Source organism: Mucilaginibacter sp. A5337, assembly GCF_059690695.1.
The window spans coordinates 508,628-530,445 of the sequence record NZ_JCAWEC010000002.1 but is presented as its reverse complement, the minus strand read 5'-3'; the positions used below and the strand labels follow the sequence as shown (position 1 = coordinate 530,445).

15 protein-coding genes are annotated in these 21,818 nt (G+C 43.4%); 5 read left to right on the top strand and 10 right to left on the bottom strand.

Annotated features, from left to right (window positions below; genetic code table 11):
- Positions 1-9: 9 nt before the first annotated feature.
- Both AC59JO_RS07065 and AC59JO_RS07060 read right to left on the bottom strand, forming a co-directional pair.
- A complete protein-coding gene (locus tag AC59JO_RS07065) occupies positions 10-3,405 on the bottom strand; it encodes a SusC/RagA family TonB-linked outer membrane protein (protein WP_497304362.1) in 3,396 nt (1,131 codons plus the stop codon).
- 129 nt (positions 3,406-3,534) lie between these two features.
- A complete protein-coding gene (locus tag AC59JO_RS07060; protein ID WP_413668001.1) occupies positions 3,535-4,416 on the bottom strand; it encodes a FecR family protein in 882 nt (293 codons plus the stop codon).
- 177 nt (positions 4,417-4,593) lie between these two features.
- On the opposite strand from AC59JO_RS07060, the gene AC59JO_RS07055 reads away from it, so the two are divergent.
- From AC59JO_RS07055 to AC59JO_RS07040, 4 genes are all read left to right on the top strand, one after another.
- Positions 4,594-5,454: a chromate resistance protein ChrB domain-containing protein gene (locus AC59JO_RS07055; protein ID WP_413668000.1), complete on the top strand. Its 861-nt coding sequence runs from the start codon at positions 4,594-4,596 to the stop codon at positions 5,452-5,454.
- Positions 5,455-5,517: 63 nt separating this feature from the next.
- Entirely contained in the window at positions 5,518-6,510 is a 993-nt protein-coding gene (locus tag AC59JO_RS07050; protein ID WP_497304360.1) for a DUF1259 domain-containing protein, read from the top strand.
- Positions 6,510-7,685, top strand: a complete 1,176-nt coding sequence (locus tag AC59JO_RS07045; protein WP_497304358.1) for a chromate transporter — start codon at positions 6,510-6,512, stop codon at positions 7,683-7,685. Before AC59JO_RS07050 ends, AC59JO_RS07045 begins: the two co-directional genes overlap by 1 nt.
- A 1-nt stretch (position 7,686) precedes the next feature.
- Positions 7,687-8,190: a hypothetical protein gene (locus AC59JO_RS07040; protein ID WP_413667997.1), complete on the top strand. Its 504-nt coding sequence runs from the start codon at positions 7,687-7,689 to the stop codon at positions 8,188-8,190.
- A 91-nt stretch (positions 8,191-8,281) separates the two neighbouring features.
- Here AC59JO_RS07040 and AC59JO_RS07035 read toward each other — a convergent pair whose 3' ends face one another.
- From AC59JO_RS07035 to AC59JO_RS07005, 7 genes are all read right to left on the bottom strand, one after another.
- The gene (locus tag AC59JO_RS07035) at positions 8,282-8,818 is read right to left on the bottom strand and encodes an RNA polymerase sigma factor (RefSeq protein ID WP_413667996.1); all 537 of its coding nucleotides are present in this window, start codon (positions 8,816-8,818) and stop codon (positions 8,282-8,284) included.
- 82 nt (positions 8,819-8,900) lie between these two features.
- Positions 8,901-9,707 carry a DUF4350 domain-containing protein gene (locus AC59JO_RS07030; RefSeq protein WP_497304356.1) on the bottom strand — a complete coding sequence of 269 codons (807 nt, stop codon included), beginning with the start codon at positions 9,705-9,707 and terminating at the stop codon, positions 8,901-8,903.
- A gap of 221 nt (positions 9,708-9,928) precedes the next feature.
- Positions 9,929-11,461, bottom strand: a complete 1,533-nt coding sequence (locus AC59JO_RS07025) for a RagB/SusD family nutrient uptake outer membrane protein (protein ID WP_497304354.1) — start codon at positions 11,459-11,461, stop codon at positions 9,929-9,931.
- A 21-nt stretch (positions 11,462-11,482) separates the two neighbouring features.
- A complete protein-coding gene (locus AC59JO_RS07020; protein ID WP_497304352.1) occupies positions 11,483-14,896 on the bottom strand; it encodes a SusC/RagA family TonB-linked outer membrane protein in 3,414 nt (1,137 codons plus the stop codon).
- A 282-nt stretch (positions 14,897-15,178) separates the two neighbouring features.
- Positions 15,179-16,369, bottom strand: coding sequence for a FecR family protein (locus AC59JO_RS07015; protein ID WP_497304350.1), 1,191 nt, complete (start codon positions 16,367-16,369; stop codon positions 15,179-15,181).
- Between the two features lie 125 nt (positions 16,370-16,494).
- Positions 16,495-17,193 carry a LytR/AlgR family response regulator transcription factor gene (locus AC59JO_RS07010; RefSeq protein WP_497304348.1) on the bottom strand — a complete coding sequence of 233 codons (699 nt, stop codon included), beginning with the start codon at positions 17,191-17,193 and terminating at the stop codon, positions 16,495-16,497.
- Positions 17,190-18,278, bottom strand: a complete 1,089-nt coding sequence (locus tag AC59JO_RS07005) for a sensor histidine kinase (RefSeq protein WP_413667990.1) — start codon at positions 18,276-18,278, stop codon at positions 17,190-17,192. Before AC59JO_RS07005 ends, AC59JO_RS07010 begins: the two co-directional genes overlap by 4 nt.
- Positions 18,279-18,464: 186 nt before the next feature.
- On the opposite strand from AC59JO_RS07005, the gene AC59JO_RS07000 reads away from it, so the two are divergent.
- On the top strand, positions 18,465-20,894 hold the full coding sequence (locus tag AC59JO_RS07000; RefSeq protein WP_497304346.1) for an outer membrane beta-barrel protein: 2,430 nt from the start codon (positions 18,465-18,467) through the stop codon (positions 20,892-20,894).
- 173 nt (positions 20,895-21,067) lie between these two features.
- On the opposite strand, the gene AC59JO_RS06995 is transcribed toward AC59JO_RS07000, so the two are convergent.
- Entirely contained in the window at positions 21,068-21,628 is a 561-nt protein-coding gene (locus AC59JO_RS06995; RefSeq protein ID WP_413667988.1) for an RNA polymerase sigma-70 factor, read from the bottom strand.
- Between the last annotated feature and the right edge of the window lie 190 nt (positions 21,629-21,818).

Here is a 21,818-nt window from a genome sequence, read left to right as displayed (position 1 = left end):
TATTTAAATTTAAAGTGTCATGTTAATACCGAATGTAAATGACTTTGTAGGAGGCGTATCTACGTTTAAGGCCCCGGCTGTTTCAGGATCGAGGCCGTGATAAGTATTACGATACGGAGAAAAAAGAATAAATGGATTTTGCGCCGTAGCATATACCCTTAAAGACCGTGCACTGATACGCCTAGTTATTGACTCAGGCATATTATAGCCCAAAGTGAGGCTCCTGATTTTCAAAAATGTGCCGTCAAAATAACTTAGTGTTGATGAATAAGGCGTATTGGTTGAAGCGGAATTTGGCTTAGGATAATAATTTTGATGATTGGTTGGTGTCCAGTAATCCTCATTCAGGTTATTATAATTACCCTGGAAAGTATTAATAAAGCTCCCGCTCTGGAACATTTTAGAGGTGATTAATCCCCCCACCCTGTAGGCAGCCACTACCGTAAAATCAAACCCTTTATAACCTATGCGGTTGGTGAAACCTCCGGTATAAGTAGGCTGATCAGATCCAAGCACGATCCTGTCGGCAGCGCTGATCTTTCCATCTTTATTTACATCCTCTACCCTGATGGTACCAATTACAGAGCCTGTGCCGGTGGTTGTAAGTCCTAAACTTTTAGCCTGGGCTGTATCGGCTGCTGTGTTTTGCCAGATGCCAATTTTTTTATAATCAAATATGGCATTGATAGGTTGCCCTACAAACAAGCCGTTTGTTATATCCTGGGTAACCCCGCTTGCTAATTTGGTCACTTTTCCCCTGTTAAAGGCGATGTTGAAATTGGTTGTCCAGCTAACCGTGTTCCTGCCGTTGCCGGGTAAGTTGATAGTGCTTATGCTTACCTCGATACCTTTATTTTGCGTTTGCCCCACATTGGTTAAAATGCTGTTTGGAATACCGGATGTTGGCGGCAATGATAATGGCAATAGTAAAGACCTGGTATACTGATGATAAGCTTCAACTGTACCTGTAATCCGTCCCTGGAAAAGGCCGAAATCAACACCTGCATTTAATGTAGAAGTATACTCCCATGTTAGCTTTGGATTAGGAACGTTTGTTGGATAAGCTCCGGTTAGGTTTGTAGAACCAAAATTATAGTTAACCGATGATAAAGCACCCAAAGTTTGATAAGGGTTAATAGCTGTATTACCAACCGTACCATAACTTACCCTCAATTTAAGATTTGACAGTATGTTTGAGTTCATTAAAAAAGGCTCCTTGGTAACATTCCATGCAACTGCCGCCGAAGGGAACACATGATATTTATTTCCCGGCGCCAGGCGGGATGAGCCGTCTGAACGCATGGTTAAGGTAAGCAGGTATTTATTGGCGTAACCATAATTCACCCTGGCCATGTAAGAAATGATATCCCACTTAGAATATGATCCCGAGCCGCTTAAGTTTGCTCCGTACTGTGGGTTGAAATACTGGATCCCATCCGACAGGATATTATTATAACTAAATGAATTTGACTGCGACTGGCTTTCCTGCAGGCTGTAAAGGCCGGTAAAGTTTACATGGTGCTTTTGCGCAAACACTTTATCATAAGTCAATATGTTTTCAAGCGTATAGTTATAGCTGTAAGTACTTTGGTTATTTGCTGTTGATGCACCGCCAAGGTTATTGGTAGTGGCGCTGCCGTAGTAGTTACCGTAGATGTCGGGCCTTATTTCGGCACCGCCGTTAAACCTGTATTTTAATCCTGGTGCAAGCGTGGCTTCGAGGTAAGCTGTTGTAAAAGTTCCAAACCTTTTACGGGTTTCAACAGCAGCGCCCGGAACAAAATTTGCAAGCGGGTTCCATACCTGGTTGGCACTTCCGGCTGTAAAACCTACCAGGGTGCCGGTAGCATCATCATAAGGTGTTGAAAGCGGACTTGCCCTAAGCGCCTGCCCAAGCGGATTTGCATTTTCTCCATTGGTATAGCTCAAAGTATTTAAGCTACTTAAGCCAACCTTTACATATTTGCCCAATTGCTGGTCAACACTAAGTTTAACAGAATAACGTACAAATGACTGACCGAAATAAATACCAGTTTCGTTGTAGTATCCGCCGGATATGGCATACTGGGTAAGCTCATTGCCTCCCGCAACACCCAACTGATGATCGGTCACAAAGCCGTTTTTATAGATCAGTTTTTGCCAGTCGGTACTGCGTCCGCTTTTTATAGAAGCCACCTCCTGCGGCGCGAAAGAACCATCGGTTAAAAAGGCAGGATCATCAATCCCGGTATATTTACCGGGATTGCCGTTGATCAGGCCCCATTTTTTCAAATCTTCAAACTGAGGGCCGTTCATGATATTATATTGGCCCAGCGGTTTATTAAAACCTGCATAAGCACTGTAAGTTATTGCTGTACCGCCCTTTTTACCCCTTCGGGTAGAAACCAGCAAAACGCCGTTTGCACCTCTTGAACCATAAATAGCTGTAGATGAAGCATCTTTTAATACCTCTAATGAGGTTATATCATCAGGGTTGATATCATTCAAACTGCCATTAAACGGGATCCCGTCAACTACGATTAAGGGTGAGTTGGAGGCGTTTATAGACCTGTTGCCACGGATTAAGATAGATGGAGAAGCACCCGGATGACTGTTACCCGCGCTTTTCTGAATGTCCACACCCGCGGCTTGCCCCTGTAAGGCCTGGCCAAGGTTAGCGGCCGGAACATCACGCAGCGATTGCTCGCTAACAGAAACGATTGAACCCGTTACATCAGATTTTTTCTGAACACCGTAACCAACGACGATAACATCACTTAATGACTTCAGGTCGCCTGTCATGGTTACGTTGATGGTTGTTTGATTGTTTACAGCGATTTTTTGGGTTTTATAGCCCACTGAAGAAAATATCAGCGTGGCATTGGCAGGTACTTTAATAGTATACTCGCCTTTAGGGTCCGTGATCACCCCTCTTCCCCCGCCTTCTATACTTACAGAGACACCCGGCAGCGCGCCATTTGCGTCGGTCACCTTACCTGTAACTGTAATATCAGCAGCTTCAATATTTTGCTCATTGGTTTTGTTGGTTAGTACGGTGGGTTTAGCAGAAGCTGATTTATCATAAATTACAATTCCGGTATTGATCTCTTTAAATGACAAACGGGTTTTAGCAAATAAATAATTAAGGATTTTGCCCAGCGGCTCATCTTTGAATTTACGCTGGTTTACTTTATATCCGCTTAATTCAACCGGGTTATAAGAAAATTTGATGTTGGTTTGTTTTTCAAGCTTATCAATTGAACTTTGCAACGATTCGTTATCAAACGTAATCTTTACAGGGAAATCTGAAATCTGGCTCTCTGCATGTTTGGCAAGCAACACCTGGCAAAAAACCAGTGAACTAACCATAACAACCATCGATACCTTCATGAAAAAATTAAAAAATTTAGTCGATTTTTTTTTCATCTTTACAAGGTTTTTATCCTAAAAAACTATATGAATTATTGGATTAGCTTGGAACCTGCCAATAATTTATATCTGCACTCTCTGCCTATACCCCTGCAGCCCGGCTTCGGGGGTACTGGCTTTTTGGGTTTAACTGTTTTCGTTTTTTGCCAGGTAAACCTCCTTTCCTTTCAAAACATAATCTAAATGATGGATGGTTTTGATGATTTCAAGCACATAGGATAGCGTGTTATTATTTGAAAAATGAATAGTTGTTATTAAGTGATCATTCTTTTTATGGTTGTAGTTTACATGAACGCCATAGGTATTTTCCAGCCTCATCACTAATTCGCCAAATGAAACACTGTATAAATTAATTTCACTTGATTTCCAGGCCGCTACTTTCTCTGCGTCAATTGTCCTTATGTGATGGGTAGTCTTTTCCTGATCGTAAACCATTTCTTTATCAGCTGTAAGCAAACCGAAGGTTTCGCCCTTGTTACCAACGGCTACACAACCTCTGGTAACTGTTAACCTTACATCACTGATGTTTTTGTAAAACTTTACATTAAAAGCCGTCCCCAATACCTGCGCATGTAACCGGCCGTAGTTAACAATAAAAGGAGAAGAATTATCGTGTTTTACATCGAAGTAAGCTTCGCCATTAACCAGTTGTACCTCCCTGGTTTTGCCAAAGCGTTCGGGGAATTTTATTGTTGAACCTGAGTTTAACCATACAGTTGATCCGTCGGGAAGTGTTATTGTTTTGAGATTGCCTTTTTTTGCAGTTACGGCAATCATGGCGGCTTTATCTTTAACCGACAATTTGAAGTAAAAAAGCACCGCACTGCACATCAATACCAATGAAGCGGCGATGGCATATTTAGCTGCTGATGTTTTTATAAAATGCCATCTGCCATAAATTTCTTTATGGATGTTATGAAGCATTTCCTTCTCTATGGCCAGCATTGCTTTTTCATCCTGAAGATGGTCGTCTCCGGGATTATGGCCAGGCTTGCGCCTTTGTATCATTATGATTAGTATTTTAAGTTTATCTCAACCGCTTAAAGCAGTTTTTGGCTTTGATACTATATACAGGGCTAACCGGCATTGGTACCAGATCAATTTGCATTTTTTTATTAAATGTGATTTTTCTCCATTAATGAGATTGTCAGGTTCTTGATTACATTTGTAGCTCGAATTAAACAGATGAAATGGATCACCCGCGAACGCCCGAAGATTGACCGCATTGCTTGTCCCTGGCTCATCAAGCGATTTATTGATGCCGAAGCTGAGATCATCTTTGTCCCCTTTCACCAGGTACTGGCAAAAGCCGACGAGTTGAAAGCGATCCCATTTGACCTGCCCGATGTGGAGTACACCCATTATGAAGATCAATGCACTTTTGATTACTTTATCAAAAAACACCAGCTCAAAAATGAGGCGCTAAACAGGATTGCCGCAATTGTGCGTGGGGCAGATACCGACCGGCATGATTTTGCACCACAATCTGCAGGACTCGAAGCAATTTTTTCGGGATTGGCCTATAATATCAAAGACGACCAGAAACTGCTGGAATTGGGGATGACTATTTATGATGGATTATATAGTTGGGCAAAACACCTGCACCAGTTAAAACATTCCCAGGCAGGGCCGGTTGAACGGATACTGCTGGAAGTGTTTCATAAATACATCAAACAAAGTACCTCAAAGAAAGCACCTGATTGGACGAAAGATCTCAGGGAAATGATACAGGATCAACTTGACACCAACATGACCCTGAGTTTGCAGCAAGTATCAAATGAGTTGGAGATCAATCCGGCTTATCTGTCGCGTGAGTTCTCCAAGTATTTTGATAACCTTTCGTTTGGAGATTATATCCGTAAACTCAGGATAGAGAAAGCGATTGGTTTGATGACAAGTACCTCCTATTCATTAACTGAGATCGCTTACCTTACCGGCTTTTCTGATCAAAGCCATTTTAACAGGATCTTCAAAAAGCAAACCGGGCAAACCCCATCCATTTATAAAAAAAGTATCCTGAAAAGTAAAAAGGATACAAATAGTTAATTCCATACAAGTTTAAGGAGTTTCAAGTAGGTAGTATTGTATTATCAACACAATTTACCTCTCATGAAAACAAATATGTTTACGCGCAGGCAAGCCTTACAGGCCACTGCGTTTTTGGGTACCGCCTTATTTTTACCGATTGGTAAAACAGAAGCTGCTGTATTACCTCCAGCGGACAACACACCGCCCTTAACTCCTGATGAAATAGCTGCGATAGATGCTGCTTTGGGTAAAAAAGGCAGTTATAAGGAGGTTGAAGCTGTTTACACCATACCGTTGCCCCGTAATGACCTAAAGATGAAGATTAAGGGGGAGCCGGTGCCAATTCCTTTTGGTTTTGGTGGCTGGGTGTCGTTTAAGAAAACTGTTGACGGTAAATCAGCTATGGTTATGAGCGATACAGTATTGCAAATGGACGAAGTTAACCCGCTCATTTCGGCAGCTCATGCTAATGGTTTGGAAATCGCTGCCATTCATAACCACTTCTTTTACGAAGAACCACGCATCTTCTATATGCACATCCACGGAATGGGCACCGTTGCAGAAATAGCTAAAAAGTATGCCGATACGATCAGGGACAGTAAGCTGTTTCCAGCTAATCAACCAGCACCATCCGCACCTGCCACTATCACAGGTAAAGAGAACTTTGATCTGCCTGCTTTGGATGCTATTGTAAAATATACCGGAACTGTGAATGGCCCTACATATAAATACACCATTGGACGTGCTGATCTAAAGATCATAGCGATGGGTGTGGAAATGACGACCAATATTGGGTTGAACAGTTGGGCTTCTTTCGCTGGTAAACAGGAGGATGCGCATATCGCAGGTGATATCGCGATGCTGCAGAGTGAAGTGAATGGTGTGATCAAAATCCTCCGTGCGCATAACCTGGCAGTTGTGGCCGTGCATAATCATATGCTAGGCGATGAACCACATATGATCTTTCTGCATTATTATGGCCGTGGCAACGCCGCAACGCTGGCGCAGGGCTTTCGGGCAGCATTGGATGTATTAGGCAAGAAAAATGGCGGTATGGATAATATGAAGATGTAATGAAAGGACAATTCATTAAACCAGCCTACTCGCTATTGGATATCACCAGGTATTTCCTCAAGTTAGGTACATGGGGTTTTGGCGGCCCTGTTGCTTTAGTTGGCTATATGCAGCGCGACCTCGTAGAGAATAAAGGCTGGCTTACCGAAGAAGAATATAAAGAGGGCTTAGCCCTTGCCCAACTGGCTCCGGGGCCGTTGGCAGCACAGTTAGGTATTTATATCGGCTTTGTGCATTATGGCCTTATCGGCGCTACATTGACCGGGCTGGCTTTCGTGCTACCCTCCTTTGTAATGGTGGTATTGCTGGGTATGGCCTATCAGCTTTATGGAGGTTTGGCCTGGATGCAGGCGGTATTTTATGGCGTTGGCGCAGCTGTTATCGGAATTATAGCTATGAGCGCCTATAAATTGACCATTAAGTCGATCAGTAAGTTTGAATTACCTGTCATGAAAGCCAAATGGCTCTTGTGGCTTTTCTATATCGCAGGTATAGTAATTACCGTAATTACCGAGCGTGAAGAAATCCTTTTGTTCCTGGCTTGTGGTGTTTTATACATGTTGATTAAAGCACCGCCGCAATGGCTCAAAAAGCCGTCGGTATTGCCAACCGGAATTTTAGTAAGTACAAGCTTCTGGAAATATGATGGAAAAACCTTGCAGGAGATCGGTTGGTTTTTCGCTAAAGCAGGCGCATTTGTTTTTGGCAGCGGCCTCGCTATCGTACCATTTTTACATGGGGGTGTGGTGAAAGAATTTGGCTGGCTGAATGAACATCAATTTATTGACGCGGTTGCTGTAGCTATGATCACACCCGGCCCGGTGGTTATAACAGTAGGCTTTATCGGTTACCTGGTAGCCGGTTTTCCCGGGGCGTGTGTGGCCGCGTTGGCTACATTTTTACCGTGTTACGTATTTACAGTGGCCCTTGCGCCATCATTTAAAAAGATAGCCAAAAATACAAGTATCAAGGCATTTGTGGACGGTATAACTGCTGCTGTGATCGGCGCATTGGTAGGGTCCGTGATTGTCATTGGATTACGGTCTGTGATAGATATTCCTACCCTACTGATTGCCGCTGCTGCTGTACTAGCGTTGATTTATGTAAAAAAACTACAGGAACCTTATATCATTGGGATCGCAGCTATCATCGGCTTCCTGATCAAAACCCTTTAACATGTTTAAACACCTTACCACTATTGTTTTATTATTGTTCATTTTCAAGATTGGCTTCGCCCAGCAGCAGCCAGCCTATCCAAGGGTAACGGGGTATTTCAGTATCCTCAACCCAATCGGCACCTGGACGAAGGATGGCTTTAAGAGTAATTTTCGTGATGTCTACACGGTTGGCTTTCCCTTCGGGATGAATATTCTTAAAAGTGATCGGTTTGGTATAAGCTTTGAAGTTGCTCCTGCAATCCGCACAGAAAGAAATATTTCAAAGGTTAATACAGTTTTATTCCATCCCGGTGCTATGTTTCGTTTTAAGCATGGTTTTACTTTTATTGGGCGCATGGCATTTGAAACAAATGGCCGCTTCGGTGTAACACCGGTTTTTAACCAGGTTATTAAGAAAGGTAAGGATGCCAGTTTTTTTGTTTCGGTTCCTATTCCGGTAAGATTTGGCAATGACTTGCCTGCTTCCATCAGTACAGGGCTGCAGTTAGGCATTTCATTTTAAAGAACCCATTTAAATAAACAAATTATCTTCCTGGGTAAAAAAGCTATCAGGATTTTGAACATAATGGTACTCCTATATTTTCAACCCGCCTTCAAAACATCCCCAGCTTCGTCCGTAATATCTTCAGTGCGTTTGAGAGCTGGTTCTTAACTGTTCGGGGAGTGATATTCAGGGTTTCCGAAATTTCATTAACGGATAAGTTTTGCTGCCTTGATAAAATAAAAACCTCCTGCATTTTTTTTGGCAGCTCCCTAATCTCACCTTCAATTGTTACCGAAAGCTCTTTTGCTATTAAGCTATCTTCCTGTGTATACTGATCATCATCTTCCAGGTATAACAGGTTATCCATACCTCTTTTTCTTACTGAGTCCTTTTTGTGGAAATTGATGATACTATTTTTTAAACTTCTGAATAGATATGAGCCATTATATCTGTCCGGCTGTAAGCTGTACCGGCAATTCCATAAATTAATAAAAACAGTTTGCACAAGGTCCTTCGCATCATCAGATGAGCCTGTTGAACGATAAGCTGTGTGATATAAAGGCCGCCAATTCCGTTTGTAAAACTCATCAAAGGCGTTTATGTCCCCGGCTTTTATTAATGTGATTAATTCAACTTCTGAAAGCATTACTTTAAACTAATTGACTTAAATTATCATCGGTATATAAATAGCTTTTGCCTGAACAACAGGCATTAATTGCCGTATCTTATTATTTAATTTTTGCAGGAATTTTGGATAACAGCCATTTGGTTACGTCATCGGCGGCCTTATCATTATCAAAACCCATTGCTGCAGGCAGCCGCCCGTTGGTATACTCATTATACAACCAGGGGTCGCCAACAGCCATTACTGTACCTGTTCCGTATTTGGCTGTGCCGATAATTACCCGTGTACTATCGGTTAACAGCGGGGTTGCCGGAGATGATAATTTAAGCGTGGCGATATCCTTCAGATAGATCTTTTTTGCGGTTTTAAATACAGGATCATTTGCGGGAACATGTATAGCCCCCATTTCAAACTGGGTACCAATTACATGTTTGTATAAATCATCATTAAAATGAATCCCGAATTTTTCGGCCAGTTTATTAAGGTGAGGTAACTCAGCGTTCGCACTATCATTTGCCATCAATACCAGTACCCCTCCGCGCTTAACCCAATCGGTAATAGCTTTAATACGCCTGGTTTCAATATAGTTGGGGTTGGCTGTTTCTTTTTTAGTATCGGGATCGACTATAATGTAGATATCCGTCGCGCTTAAACTTTGAACAGTTGGCTCTGTTTCAAGGCTTTTAAGACTGGCGCCATTCTTTTTAAATACTTCTCCCCATATAGAATAACCACTGCTCCTTTGGTCTTCCCAGGTATAATGGTATCGTTCTAAAGCACCGGCTGAGTTTTTACGGTATTCGTTGTTAAAAAAATAGTCTAAAGTAACCGTCTTACTCTGCGCCATTATCGCAGGTGCTGCCAGTAAGTTAAATACCAGTAGTATGATGTAACTTTTAATCTTTCTCATATTAAATTGCATCGGCTTTGTATATCGTAATCATTAATATTATCCGTATTAAAATGGGCCGGGACACTAACCGGCAAGCATCGCCACCTACCCCCCGGGTTATCAGGTTTGTTTACTGCCACATTAGCGGCAGTAAACAAACCTGACGAACACCTCATCAAAGAGAGTGCTATGCGTGTAGCCACTCTCACGTTTAATAATTTTCATTGTCTCCGGTTTGATTAATAGCCCGGCGTTTGTGTAAATGCAGTGTTGCCAACTGCTTTGGCAATATCAATCTCTGTTTGCGGAACCGGCCAAATGGTATCCCGAAGCGGGAATGTTCGCTGCGCAGCATTTGGGTCTTTAATGGTTGGTATAATTACCCTGTCTAATGCCCATCTTTTTAAATCAAAATACCTTTGCCCTTCCAGCGCCAGCTCAATCCGCCGTTCGTGACGGATCCGTGTACGCATATCATTCTGTAAAAGTCCGGCGGGTATTGGCGGCATATTCACCCCGGGGCGGGTACGAACCGCATTAATTGCAGCATACACACTGGCATCGGGGCCTGCAACTTCATTTTGCGCCTCGGCATACATCAGTAAAACATCTGCGTAGCGTAAATAAACCCAGTCCTGGTCGCTTTGGGTACCGATAACTGTCGCCCGGGTGGAGTCAACTCCTTTCTTGTTCAGAAATCCGGCTGAAGCGCCAATAGCTGCAGGAACAAATGGGATTCCGCCCTTATATAAAACGCCTGGAGTTAATATGGTAGCTAATAACCTCGGGTCGCGGTTGGCGTATGGTGTTGCCGAATTATATAACGGCGATGTGCTGATAGGCTGCCCATCGGTACACTCATAATCATTAACCAGGTAACTTAAAGGCTGAAAGCTTGAGCTGTAGGTATATAAATAATCTGCCGGGCTAAAAGCTGTAGGCACCTGGTAACGCCCCGAGAACATGATCTCGGGGTTGCTGTTTTGTCCCGGCTTTAAAAATAAATTCCTGTATCCCCCTGTATAAATACGAAACTTACCATCTGTTATAATAGTATTGGCGGTAGTGGCTGCCAACTGATATTGATGCCTGGCCAAATACACTTTAACCATATAACCCATAGCAGTGCCTTTAACAGCGTGGCCGGTATAAGCGGTATTGGGCAGGTTATTGGCAGCAAAAGTGAGATCGTTTAAAATGGTGTCAATTACTACTGATTTTGGGGTTCTCCCCATTTGGGCATTTACCGGGTTAATGGTGATTTGGTGAAGTGATAATACAACATCCCCATATAATTGCGTAAGCATAAAATACCAATAAGCCCTTACAAACCTTACTTCAGCCAAATATTGGTTTAATGTAGCCGGTGGCAGGTTGATCTTACGTACGTTATCTAAAAAAGTATTACATGCCTGAATAGCCCTGTATGCAGTTGAATAGGCATCTGTTTGCAGACCGCCAACAGTTGGGGTTATTGCACCTTGCGCAATATTTGAGTATGCGCCGCTATACGCATTATCGCTAAGGCTATCCCAATAAGGTGTACCTGCCCCAAAGCCTTGCCCGGTATTACCTGATGCGGTATAATTAAAACCCTGGATAAAAAAGCTATAGATCCCGGCCAAAGCAAGATCAGCGTCGTTTTGTGTTTTCCAATATACTGAACTGGCTATATCCGCCGGTGGGTTTTGATCTAAAAGGTCCTTTTTACAACTACTAACCATTAAAACGGCAGTCAAAAAAAGCATCAAATATTTTATCGTTGTTTTCATGATCGTTTCAAATAATAAATGTTAAAATGTAGCTCTTACACCAAAAGAGTAAACCTGATTTTGCGGGTGGGTAACATACCTTGTGTTGGAAACTATCCGTTCGGGATCAAGACCGGGGAACTTGGTGAACGTAACAAGGTTATCGCCTGCAAAATAAATCCGCAATCCCGACATAAACAGGTGTTTAACAAAATTCTTAGGTAAATTATAGCCAAGCTGAACGTTTTTTAACCTTAAAAAGGAAGCGTCTTTTAAATAATAGGTAGATGCCGTGTTGGCGTTGCTGCTGATGTTTCCCTGGCCCAAAACATATACCATAGGCATGGTTGTACTTGGGTTTGATGGTGTCCAGGCATTTAACCACTCTTTGGGCGGAGGCGATCCCTGGTTAAACGGCTGTATGCCCCAGCCATTAACGTATAATTTTTGCCCGTATGATCCATAAAAAAACACCGTGAGGTCAAAATTATTCCAGTTGACACCAGTGTTGAAAGCATAATTAAATTTAGGATAGGCACCAGGTACTATTACCCTGTCACTGTCATCAACCTTTCCATCGCCATTCGTATCCGCATATTTCATGTAACCTGGCTGAGGGTTATACTGCTGTGTTGGTGAGGCTGCAATTTCTGCCGCCGACTGAAAGATGCCCACGTATTTGAGCATGTAAAAGCTGCCATAGGGTTGCCCTTCCTGGTTAATGGTATTGGTACCGGTGCTGATGGCCGGAGCACCGTAAGAAACTAAAGTATTTTTATTGGCCTGAATATTTCCGCCGAATGAAAAGCCCACGTTTCCAAAGCGGTCGTTGTATTCAAATGAGGCTTCAATACCGGTATTTTTCATTTTACCATAGTTTATAACCGGCGCGTTCAAACCAAAATAAAGCGGGGTAAGCGTGGTGGCCGTTTCAAGAATGCCCGATGTTAATTTATCATACCAATCGAATGAAAAGCTGAGTTTATTATTCAACACTGTAACATCTGTACCAATATCAAATACCCGGGTGGTTTCCCATTTAATATTAGGATTGGTTAGTGAATTATTAATAACGCCGCTTGTTACTGTAGTGCCAACAAACGGATAAGCGTAGCTTGTTTTGTTATTATAGTAGCTTTTGAAGTTATAAGTTTCCTGGTAAGGATAGTTACCAATATTTTGGTTGCCTAAGTTACCCAGCGACGCCCTTACCTTTAAATTATTTAACCAACTTACATTTTGCAGAAATTTTTCTTTGGTAGCTGCCCAACCTAATGATACTGATGGAAAGAACGCCCACCTGTTGTTTGCCGGAAAACGTGACGAAGCATCATACCTGGCATTGGCCTCCAGCAGGTATTTCTCCTGGTAATCATAATTTAAACGGCCGTAGTATGAATGCAATGAGTAAATATTACTTGTTCCGTTGGTTAATTGTGAAGCTATAGGCCCGGCATCAATTTCCTGTAAAGTATTGGATGCAAAGGGCAAATTGCGCAACCCTTCCAGGTTTTGCGATTTATTATATTCAACCTGGGTACCGGCTAACAACTTAAAGTTATGCTCATTATTAATTGACCGTGAATATGTAAACTGCGTATAGGCAACCGGATAAAACGAATTATTATCGGTTACATCAATGCCCTGTCCGTTTACATCCAGGGTGCGTTCGGGTGCATCGCCGGGTTTTGCAAACCAGTTATACTGATTAATTACAGGCTTAAAATCAATGGTTTTATTATAATCAAAGTTAAAACCACCGTTGGTTCGCCATTCCAGCCCTTTTAAAAGATGGATGTTTAAATAAAAGCTGCTTTGTAAGTAATAGTCGTTTTGCTTATTGATGGCATTTTGGGCAATTGCAATTGGGTTTTTATTGGGTGTTTGAACACTCGGGAACACCGAATTGGTATACCTTCCGCTGCCATCGGGCAATATGGGGCCATACATCGGTTGTTGAGACAACGCCGATAAAAACTGATCCTGGCTTCCCCTTGAGGTATAACCTCTTTCACTGCTGTTTAAAGTAACACTTGCGCCAAATGCTGCCCATTTATTTAGCTTTGAGTTGAGATTTAATTGAATATTGTATTTTTTATAATAGTAACCCAGCATAACATCCGGCTGATCAACGTAACCTAAACCTACATTATAGGTAGTTCCGTTACTGCCACCGGTTATCCCCAAATGATGTGTTTGCACATTAACCGTATTGAATATGGCATCTAACCAGTTATAATCCGGATATAATTTATGATCCGTAGCATTGGTATAAAGTGCTATCTGCGCATCGCTATATTTATTGGGATAATTTGAATTGGTTGCGGCCTGGTTCCAGAGGGTCATGTACTGGGCCGAATTATATATAAGATTTTTGGGCAGTGAAGTAGCCCTGGTGATGCCAAGGTTATAATCATAAGAGAGCTGCATCTTACCCTCTTTGCCTTGCTTGGTAGTTATCAATATAACGCCGTTTGCAGCGCGGGTACCGTATATAGATGCAGAAGCCGCATCTTTTAATACTGTTACCGATTCGATATTCTGCGGATCAAGGGCCGTAATGCTTCCGGGTAAACCGTCAACAATGATGAACGGCGAATTGCCCGCGCTGCTGAAAGTGCCTGTGCCCCTTATGCGAAGCGACGTTCCTTCATTACCGGCCTCACCAGAGCCTTGTACAACCGACAAACCCGGCAATTTTCCCTGCAGTAATTGAGTTGGGTCTGTAGCTACCCTTTTATTTAACTCTGATCCTGTTACAGTAACAACGGCGCCTGTTAAATCAACTTTCTTTTGCGTTCCATAACCTACAACTATTACTTCGCTAAGCCTGTTAGAAGCTTCTTTCATAGTGATGTTGATGGCCGTTTTATCACCTACTACCACTTCCTGGGTTTCAAAACTCACGTAGGAGAATATTAACACCGCTTGCTCATCCGGTACTTTTATGGTATACTCTCCCTGTGCCCCGGTTATGCTCCCCAATGTAGCCCCTTTCACTTTTACATTAACGCCGGGTAAAGGCTGCCCTTTTTCATCAACTACTTTACCGCGGATCTCAATGCTTGCCGTTGCTTCTGCCTTTATCTCCTCTTCCTTTTTTTTTACGATGATAGTCCCCTGGATTATGGTATAAGTAATTGGCTTATCCCTGAAGCATACGTTTAACGCCTCTTCTACCGTGGCATTCTCCAGGTTAATATTTACCTTGCCCATCAGGGTTATTTCGGGCTTCACATTTACCAGCATAACGTGGTACCCGCTTTGTTTTTCAATATATTTCAGCACCTGTTTAACAGATACATTTTTTTCATGGAGGGTAACAGTTTGACTAAAGCTTTTGGCGCTTACACTGGTAAAAACAGTAATCATGATGATGGCAATCAGTTTCATAACCAATAAAACTTTAGTTATAGCAGGCCACACGCCCGCTACAGACTTAGAAATGAATTTCATACTTTTGTACGGTTTGGGTTAGACGTTGAATTTCAATTATGCTTTCCAGGGCTAATTGGTTTACCCAGATACTACCGGGCGGTGTTACGAGCACTTCCCGGTTATTATCTTCGTTTTTCGTAAAATCGCATTATAAGCATCTGCTGCTATAAATACGGGCGGAGTAAATTCCCTTTAGGGAGAGATAAGTATTTGTTTTCTCATCATTTTTAATTTAAGTGAATAACTGGTTGTTATATATATATTCAGCGGGTTAATCTTCTCACACATTAACCCCTGTCATTATTTTGCTACAATTACCGTTTTACCTTTGATGGTAAAGTTTAATCCGGCGTATTTTAATATATTGGTAAATCCGTAAAAATCAACTTTGCGCGATAGCTGGCCCGAAAACTGAAGCTCTGGCACCTTTCCCTCATAAACCACCTCAATATCATACCACCGCGAAACCTGTTGCAAAACATCTTTAATATTAGCCTTATTGAACATGAACAATCCGTTTTTCCAGGCTACCTCTTCATCAACGTCAATGTCGCTGGTTATTTTTTGCTGGCCACCGTTATCAATTATTGCCTGCTGCCCCGGCTTAATCTCATTTATCATAGCCGATGACCGTACCCTAACAGCCCCTTCCAAAAGCGTGGTCTTGCAAAGGTCTTCATCGTTATAAGCTTTCACATTAAAATGAGTTCCTAATACCTGAACCTCAGCTTTATCGGTTTTAACAATGAAAGGCATCCTGGCGTTTTTAGCCACTTCAAAATATGCCTCACCTGTTAAATAAACTTTACGTTCGCTGCCCGAAAAGGAAGTTGGGTAACGTAATGAGGATGCGGAATTCATCCAGATCTTTGATCCATCGGCTAATACCAGTTGATATTCGCCCCCGCGTGGAATTACAATAGTATTATATATTACCTCCCGTCCGGCGCTTGCATTTCCGGTATGTTTATAAGCCAATATTTCATTTTTGTTAGATACTGCAGTTCCATCATCTTCATTGATAGATACCTGTGTGTGATTTTTAAGCGCCACCTTTTGGCCGTTGCCTAAAATCAGTATAGCGTTATTACTTCCCGGGCGGATTTGATTTTGAGCGACAGGCTTACTATCATAATTTTTCATCCTGCTTGTGTTGTCACGATATAGTAAAACGGAAACGCTTAATACCAATATCACAATAGCAGCATATTTCAATAACGATAAATAATTAAAACGTTTTGCCGGCCCCAGCTCTGCTTCAGGTAACTTCCCCAGCAACTCATTCCACGCTTTATCATTATCAATTTTGTTCCAAAAGCTTAGTTTATTTTCGAGGGAACCAGCATCCGTCAGCTTTTCAAATTGTACCCGGTTTTCAGTGCTTTCATTAATCCAGCCTTTTAACCACAGATCTTCCTCCGGTGATATATCACCTTTTAAAAGTTTGCCGATTAGCTCAGCTACATAAAATTCACGCTCGTTTTTTTCCATTTAATACTATACAAACAACTAAAGGAAGCCAACGGGTGACAGCAGCGTGATATTTTTTTATTTTTTTGATCTGTGTGAGGATTCACAGATAGTCTGCAAGTATTTGCTGCATCTGTTTTTACTGTTCAACGCCCCTTCAAAAGTTTCATCACCGTAGCCTTGTAGCTTTCGCCGATGGGCAGTTCGGTTTTACCAATTTCCACATCATTGGCGGTAAAGGCCGTCACTTTTTGCGGGTTGACGATGAAGGAACGGTGGATGCGGAGGAAGCCTTTAGGTGTTAGTTCGGTTTCCAGGTCACTGATCCGGTATTTCGCCTGGAGGGTTTCGCCTGTGGTGACGATCTTGACATAGTCTTTCAGGCTTTCGATGTACAGGATGTTATCGGTCTGTAACCTGATATTTTTACTCCCGGATTTGATACAGATCGAATCCGGTAAGATTTCAGATGCTGACGAAGGCGGTTCATGGGTGCGCAGATAGCGCTCCACGGCTTTAAAGAAACGCTCGAAGGTAATAGGCTTGAGCAGGTAATCAACGATGTCGAGATCATAGCCTTCCAGGGCATATTCGCGATAAGCGGTGGTAAGAATGACTTTGGGCGGATGGTGGAGTGTTTTCAGGAAATCGATACCGCTGATGGCAGGCATGCGGATATCCAGGAAAAGGAGATCGATAGTGGTGTTTTTCAGTACTTCAACCGCTTTCAGTGCGTTCGGGCAGGTGGTTGCGACTTCCAGGAAATCCAGTTGCCTGATATGGTTTTGCAGCAACGAAATCGCCAGTGGTTCGTCGTCCACTAATAAACACCTGATCTTTTTCATGCGTATTGCTGGTTTAATGGAATATCCAGGGTTACCATAAATTGTTTTTCCTCCGGTGTTACCACTAACCGGTACTCGTCTCCATAGATCAGGTCCAGTTGCCGTCGCAGGTTACTCAGCCCGATCCGTTCACCCTTTAGCTGCTTTTCGGCGGCGCCTGCGATGGAGTTGGTGATATTGAATTGAAGTGCATCGCGGTTAACTAACAGCCGGATATGGATGGTAGGTGCACCTGCATCGTGGCCAGCGCCGTGTTTAAAAGCGTTCTCCACCAGGGATAGCAGGATCAGTGGCGCAATGTAAACTTCGTTTTCGATATGCGTGTGAAAGTCGATGGTCAGGCGTTCATCGTAACGCAGTTTTTCCAGGCCGATATAATTGTTGATGAGTTCGATCTCGGCGGACAGCGGCACCAGCGGATTGTTGCAGCGGTACAGGATATGATCCAAGATATCGGCCAGCCGCGCAATGGATACCGGGGCTACAGGTGAACCGGTTAAAGAAAGTGAATAGATATTATTCAGCGTGTTGAACAAAAAATGCGGGTGAAGCTGGGTCTTCAGCAGCTTGAGTTCGGCTTCGGTTCTTCCTTTTTCCAGTTCAAGGGCATGTTGTTTCACTTCGATCTGGTCTTTGAATAGTTTAAAGCAAACGAACACAAAGGCACCGGCCATGATCTGGAAAAAATAGACGTAGATCAGTTTGGGGATATCGGTGAGAATTTCTTTATACGTTTCAAAGGCTTTTGGAGGGACGCCCGCCAGCGGCTCACAGACTTTGACAATGATGATTCGGCCCAGTGCACTGGTGAGATAACTGATGCCAATGAAGGCGAGGACAGACCAGACATATTTTTTTCGCTCAAACAGTTTGGGGATGATCACATAGGCTACCGTATAAGCGGCGATCATATATGTGAGCTCATACAAAAAATCTGACAGGAACTCAAAGCCATAACTACCTTTTGCCCCGTCGCTGTACTTGCTGGAGCTCACGTCCACAAGCAATACCGCCGTCCAGTAAGCCACGTGGCTCGGCCAGCGGTGCTTGCGGTGAAACTCAAGGAGGCGGTCCAGCAAATTCATATACAAGTATAACGATCTGAACACCGTTCCAGTTGTATCGTCGACAAAAAGGCAAAAGCGCCCCCTGAACCGGCGTTTTTTGCGCACAGACCGGATTGAAAGGTCGTATGGGCCTATCTGTCACCGGACTCAGACGGTCTGCCGTCATTTTGATTTTCGGATGCCAGTGTAGTTTATTATTGACAAATGAAATCTACAGTCCGTTACTTCCTCCTTTTTTCAGGTATGGTTTATGCGAACCTGTGCTATGCGCAAGGGTACATGAGCGGCCGCGTTACCGATGACAAGGGCTTGCCTTTGCCGGGCGTGGTCGTGCGTTTGCAAAAGCTGCCGGATACGGCGCTGCTGCAAGCGGCGGCCACCGACACCTCCGGGAGATTCGTTTTTAAAAAAGTTGCTCCGGGAAACTACCGGCTGCAAACCTTGATGATAGGTTATCAAACCACTGTACGGATGGGACTGGTCATGGGTTCGGCGGATACTTTGGAAGTTGGCAAGATCGCTTTGACACCAGTTGCCACGCAGCTAAAGGAAGTTGCGATCCGCTCAACCATGCCTTTGATCGACCGGCAGCTGGATAAAACCGTCGTGAATATCGAACAGAATATTACCAATACCGGTACAAACGCGCTGGAACTACTGAAAAAGCTGCCGGGTGTGACGGTGGGCCCGGAGGGGCAGATCTCTCTCAACGGGAAATCGGGGGTGAATGTCATTTTGGATGGCAAGACCACTTTTTTATCAGCTGATGACCTGGCAAGCCTGCTGACTAATACGCCCTCTTCAGACATTTCCAGGATAGAACTGATGACCAACCCTTCAGCTAAGTATGATGCACAGGGCACCGGTGGTATCATCAATATCATCCGCAAAAAAAGCCACCAAAACGGGCTGAACGGCAGTTTTACTACAAGCGCGGGACAAGGCTTTTACGGCCGAAATAGTAGTAGCCTGGCGCTGGCTTATCAAACAGGCAAATACAATGTGTACCTGAATAACAGCTATGGCTATAACAAGGGTTATAACCTGAACCAGGTGACGACCGACGTGCTGAATCGTAACGCACTGGCTTCGGAACAGATGTCTGTTAATACGGGTGTTACAATGAACCGCACGTTCAATACATCGGGCGGGCTGGATCTGTTTTTGTCTAAACAAACAACCCTGAGCCTGACGGGCAGCGTGTCGGCACGCCGCTATTATAATCTCCTGACTTCGGGGATGACGCTCGCGGACAGCAACCGGAACAAAACTGGCAGCGAAAACTTTTCCGCGCTCAACCGGGATCAGCCGCTGAATTACATGGCAGGGCTGCAATTATTACACAAACTGGACACGGCAGGCAGGCAGTGGTCCGCTGATGTGAATTATGCCAGTTACCGTTACCAGCCAGGTCAGTATAATACGGCACTAAACTTTGATGCAGCCGGTAATTACGCAAGCCAGGACAATGTGTTTATCGATGAATCGCGGACGCTGAGGGTGTTTGGTGCAAGGGTGGATTATGTCCGGCCGCTAAGCGGCGGCGGCAAGCTGGAGGCCGGGCTGAAATCCAGCTATGTCAAAACTGTTAATAACAGCATTTATTACAACCAGTTGAACGGGCAAAATATTCCTGACCCCTCGCAAAGCGATGATGATATCAACACTGAAAACATCAACGCGGCTTATATCAACTTTAATCGCCAATATCAAAAGCTAACCGTGCAGGCGGGTTTGCGTGCTGAGCAAACCGTGCTGAAAGGGCAACAAGTGCTGACCGGTGAATCAGTCGATCAAAATTACTTCGGCCTGTTTCCAACCCTGTTTTTGAGTGATCAGTTAAACGACCAGCAGACTTTGAATTTTCAGTTTGGGCGCAGGACAGACCGCCCCGATTATCACGAATATGTGCCTTTCCGAAGAGCGCTTTCCCCCACAATCTATTTCCAGGGTAATCCCAACTTGCTGCCTGCCTTCAACTGGCATACGGAATTCACCTGGTCCTGGAAGCATACATTGGCAATCACCGCGGCTTATGATATCAACCGCAATTATATGCGCACGTTGTATTATCTCGATGCTAATCAAACGACGATCACCCGGATGCCGACCAACATACAGGGCGCGCGTTCCTGGAACTTAGACGTCAGTTATACAAAAGAATTGACGAAATGGTTAACTACCAGCACCAGTGCGACGATCTATCAGAATTACTTTAACGGCAGTACCTTTCAAGGTTATAGCCTAAACGATCCGGGTATGGCGACCATTGACCTGGTGTCTAATAATACCTTCCGCTGCAATGAAGGTTTATCGCTGGAAGCCGATTTTGAATATGAATCCAAACGCCAGTTTGTGGGCTCGATTTTCGGGGCCTATGCAACGGTAGACGCAGCAGTGCGGCAAAAGCTGTTTCATGGCAAGGGATCGCTCACGCTCAACGCGATCAATGCGCTGAATACAGACCGGCGCCGCTCGACGGACCGATACCTGAACCTTTACCAGCACGGTTCTTCGCATATTTATTCGCAGGCGCTCATCGCTACTCTCACCTACCGTTTCGGCAATGGCAAGACCCGGAAGACCCAGCAACGGTCGGGGTCAGAGGAAGAACAAAAAAGAGCCGGTAATTAAACAACGTGAACCGTTGCATTGGTCAAGTTCAAATCCTGTCACGCAGTTGGCCAGTAACCATTAAAATATTTATGGTTATGGGTTAGTGAAAGCGGATGATTATCTGTAAACAATCACAATTTGCAGCCTTTCAGAACCGAAATCTTATTAAAAAAAGAAAGAAGTTAACGCTATTACAGAACTTTATGCATCAGCAATACCAAGGCTGTTGGAGAATGCTTCAATATTTCACGAAGGATGCGCAGGCTGCGCACTTTTTGTGTTTTAACTGTATTGATGGAAACATTTAAGTAATCGGCAGTCTCCTGATTACTAAGTCCCTCAAAATAACTAAGGTAAATAACCTTACGATAGCTTTGCGGCAACTGCTGTACGGCCTGCTGAACTTCATCCAATACTTCGGCCTCTATAAGCCGATAAATTATGTTTGATTCATCTGTGCTTTCAGCCTGATAGCTCTCAAATTTTTCAACCACCTTTTGATGCTTATAGGTATTAAGACAGCTGTTTTTGGTGGTTAAGTATAAAAAAGCTTTTATTGATGTTAAACTATCGAAACTTAAGCGGCGCTCCCATAACTTTACAAACGCATCCTGAACAAGATCCTCCGCAGCATCTTCACTAACAATCCCCGCGGCAAAAAAGCACACCCGCTTATAAAACATATTAAAAATATGATTAAAAGCTTCCTTGTCCCCATTTTGAAATGCCACCATTGAAATTGCTTCAGGCATAAACATCAAACTTTAAGTTTACTAAAATTAAACAACAACAAACAACACAACCCGCCCAACTTAGTGTATTGGATACACATTAAACCCTGCCTTTTTTGCGTTTAAGCAACAATAAACAAACGGAGTTTAAACATGGCGGCAATGTTATTTGTTTTATTAATACCCTTATCAATGTTAAAAATCAACAACC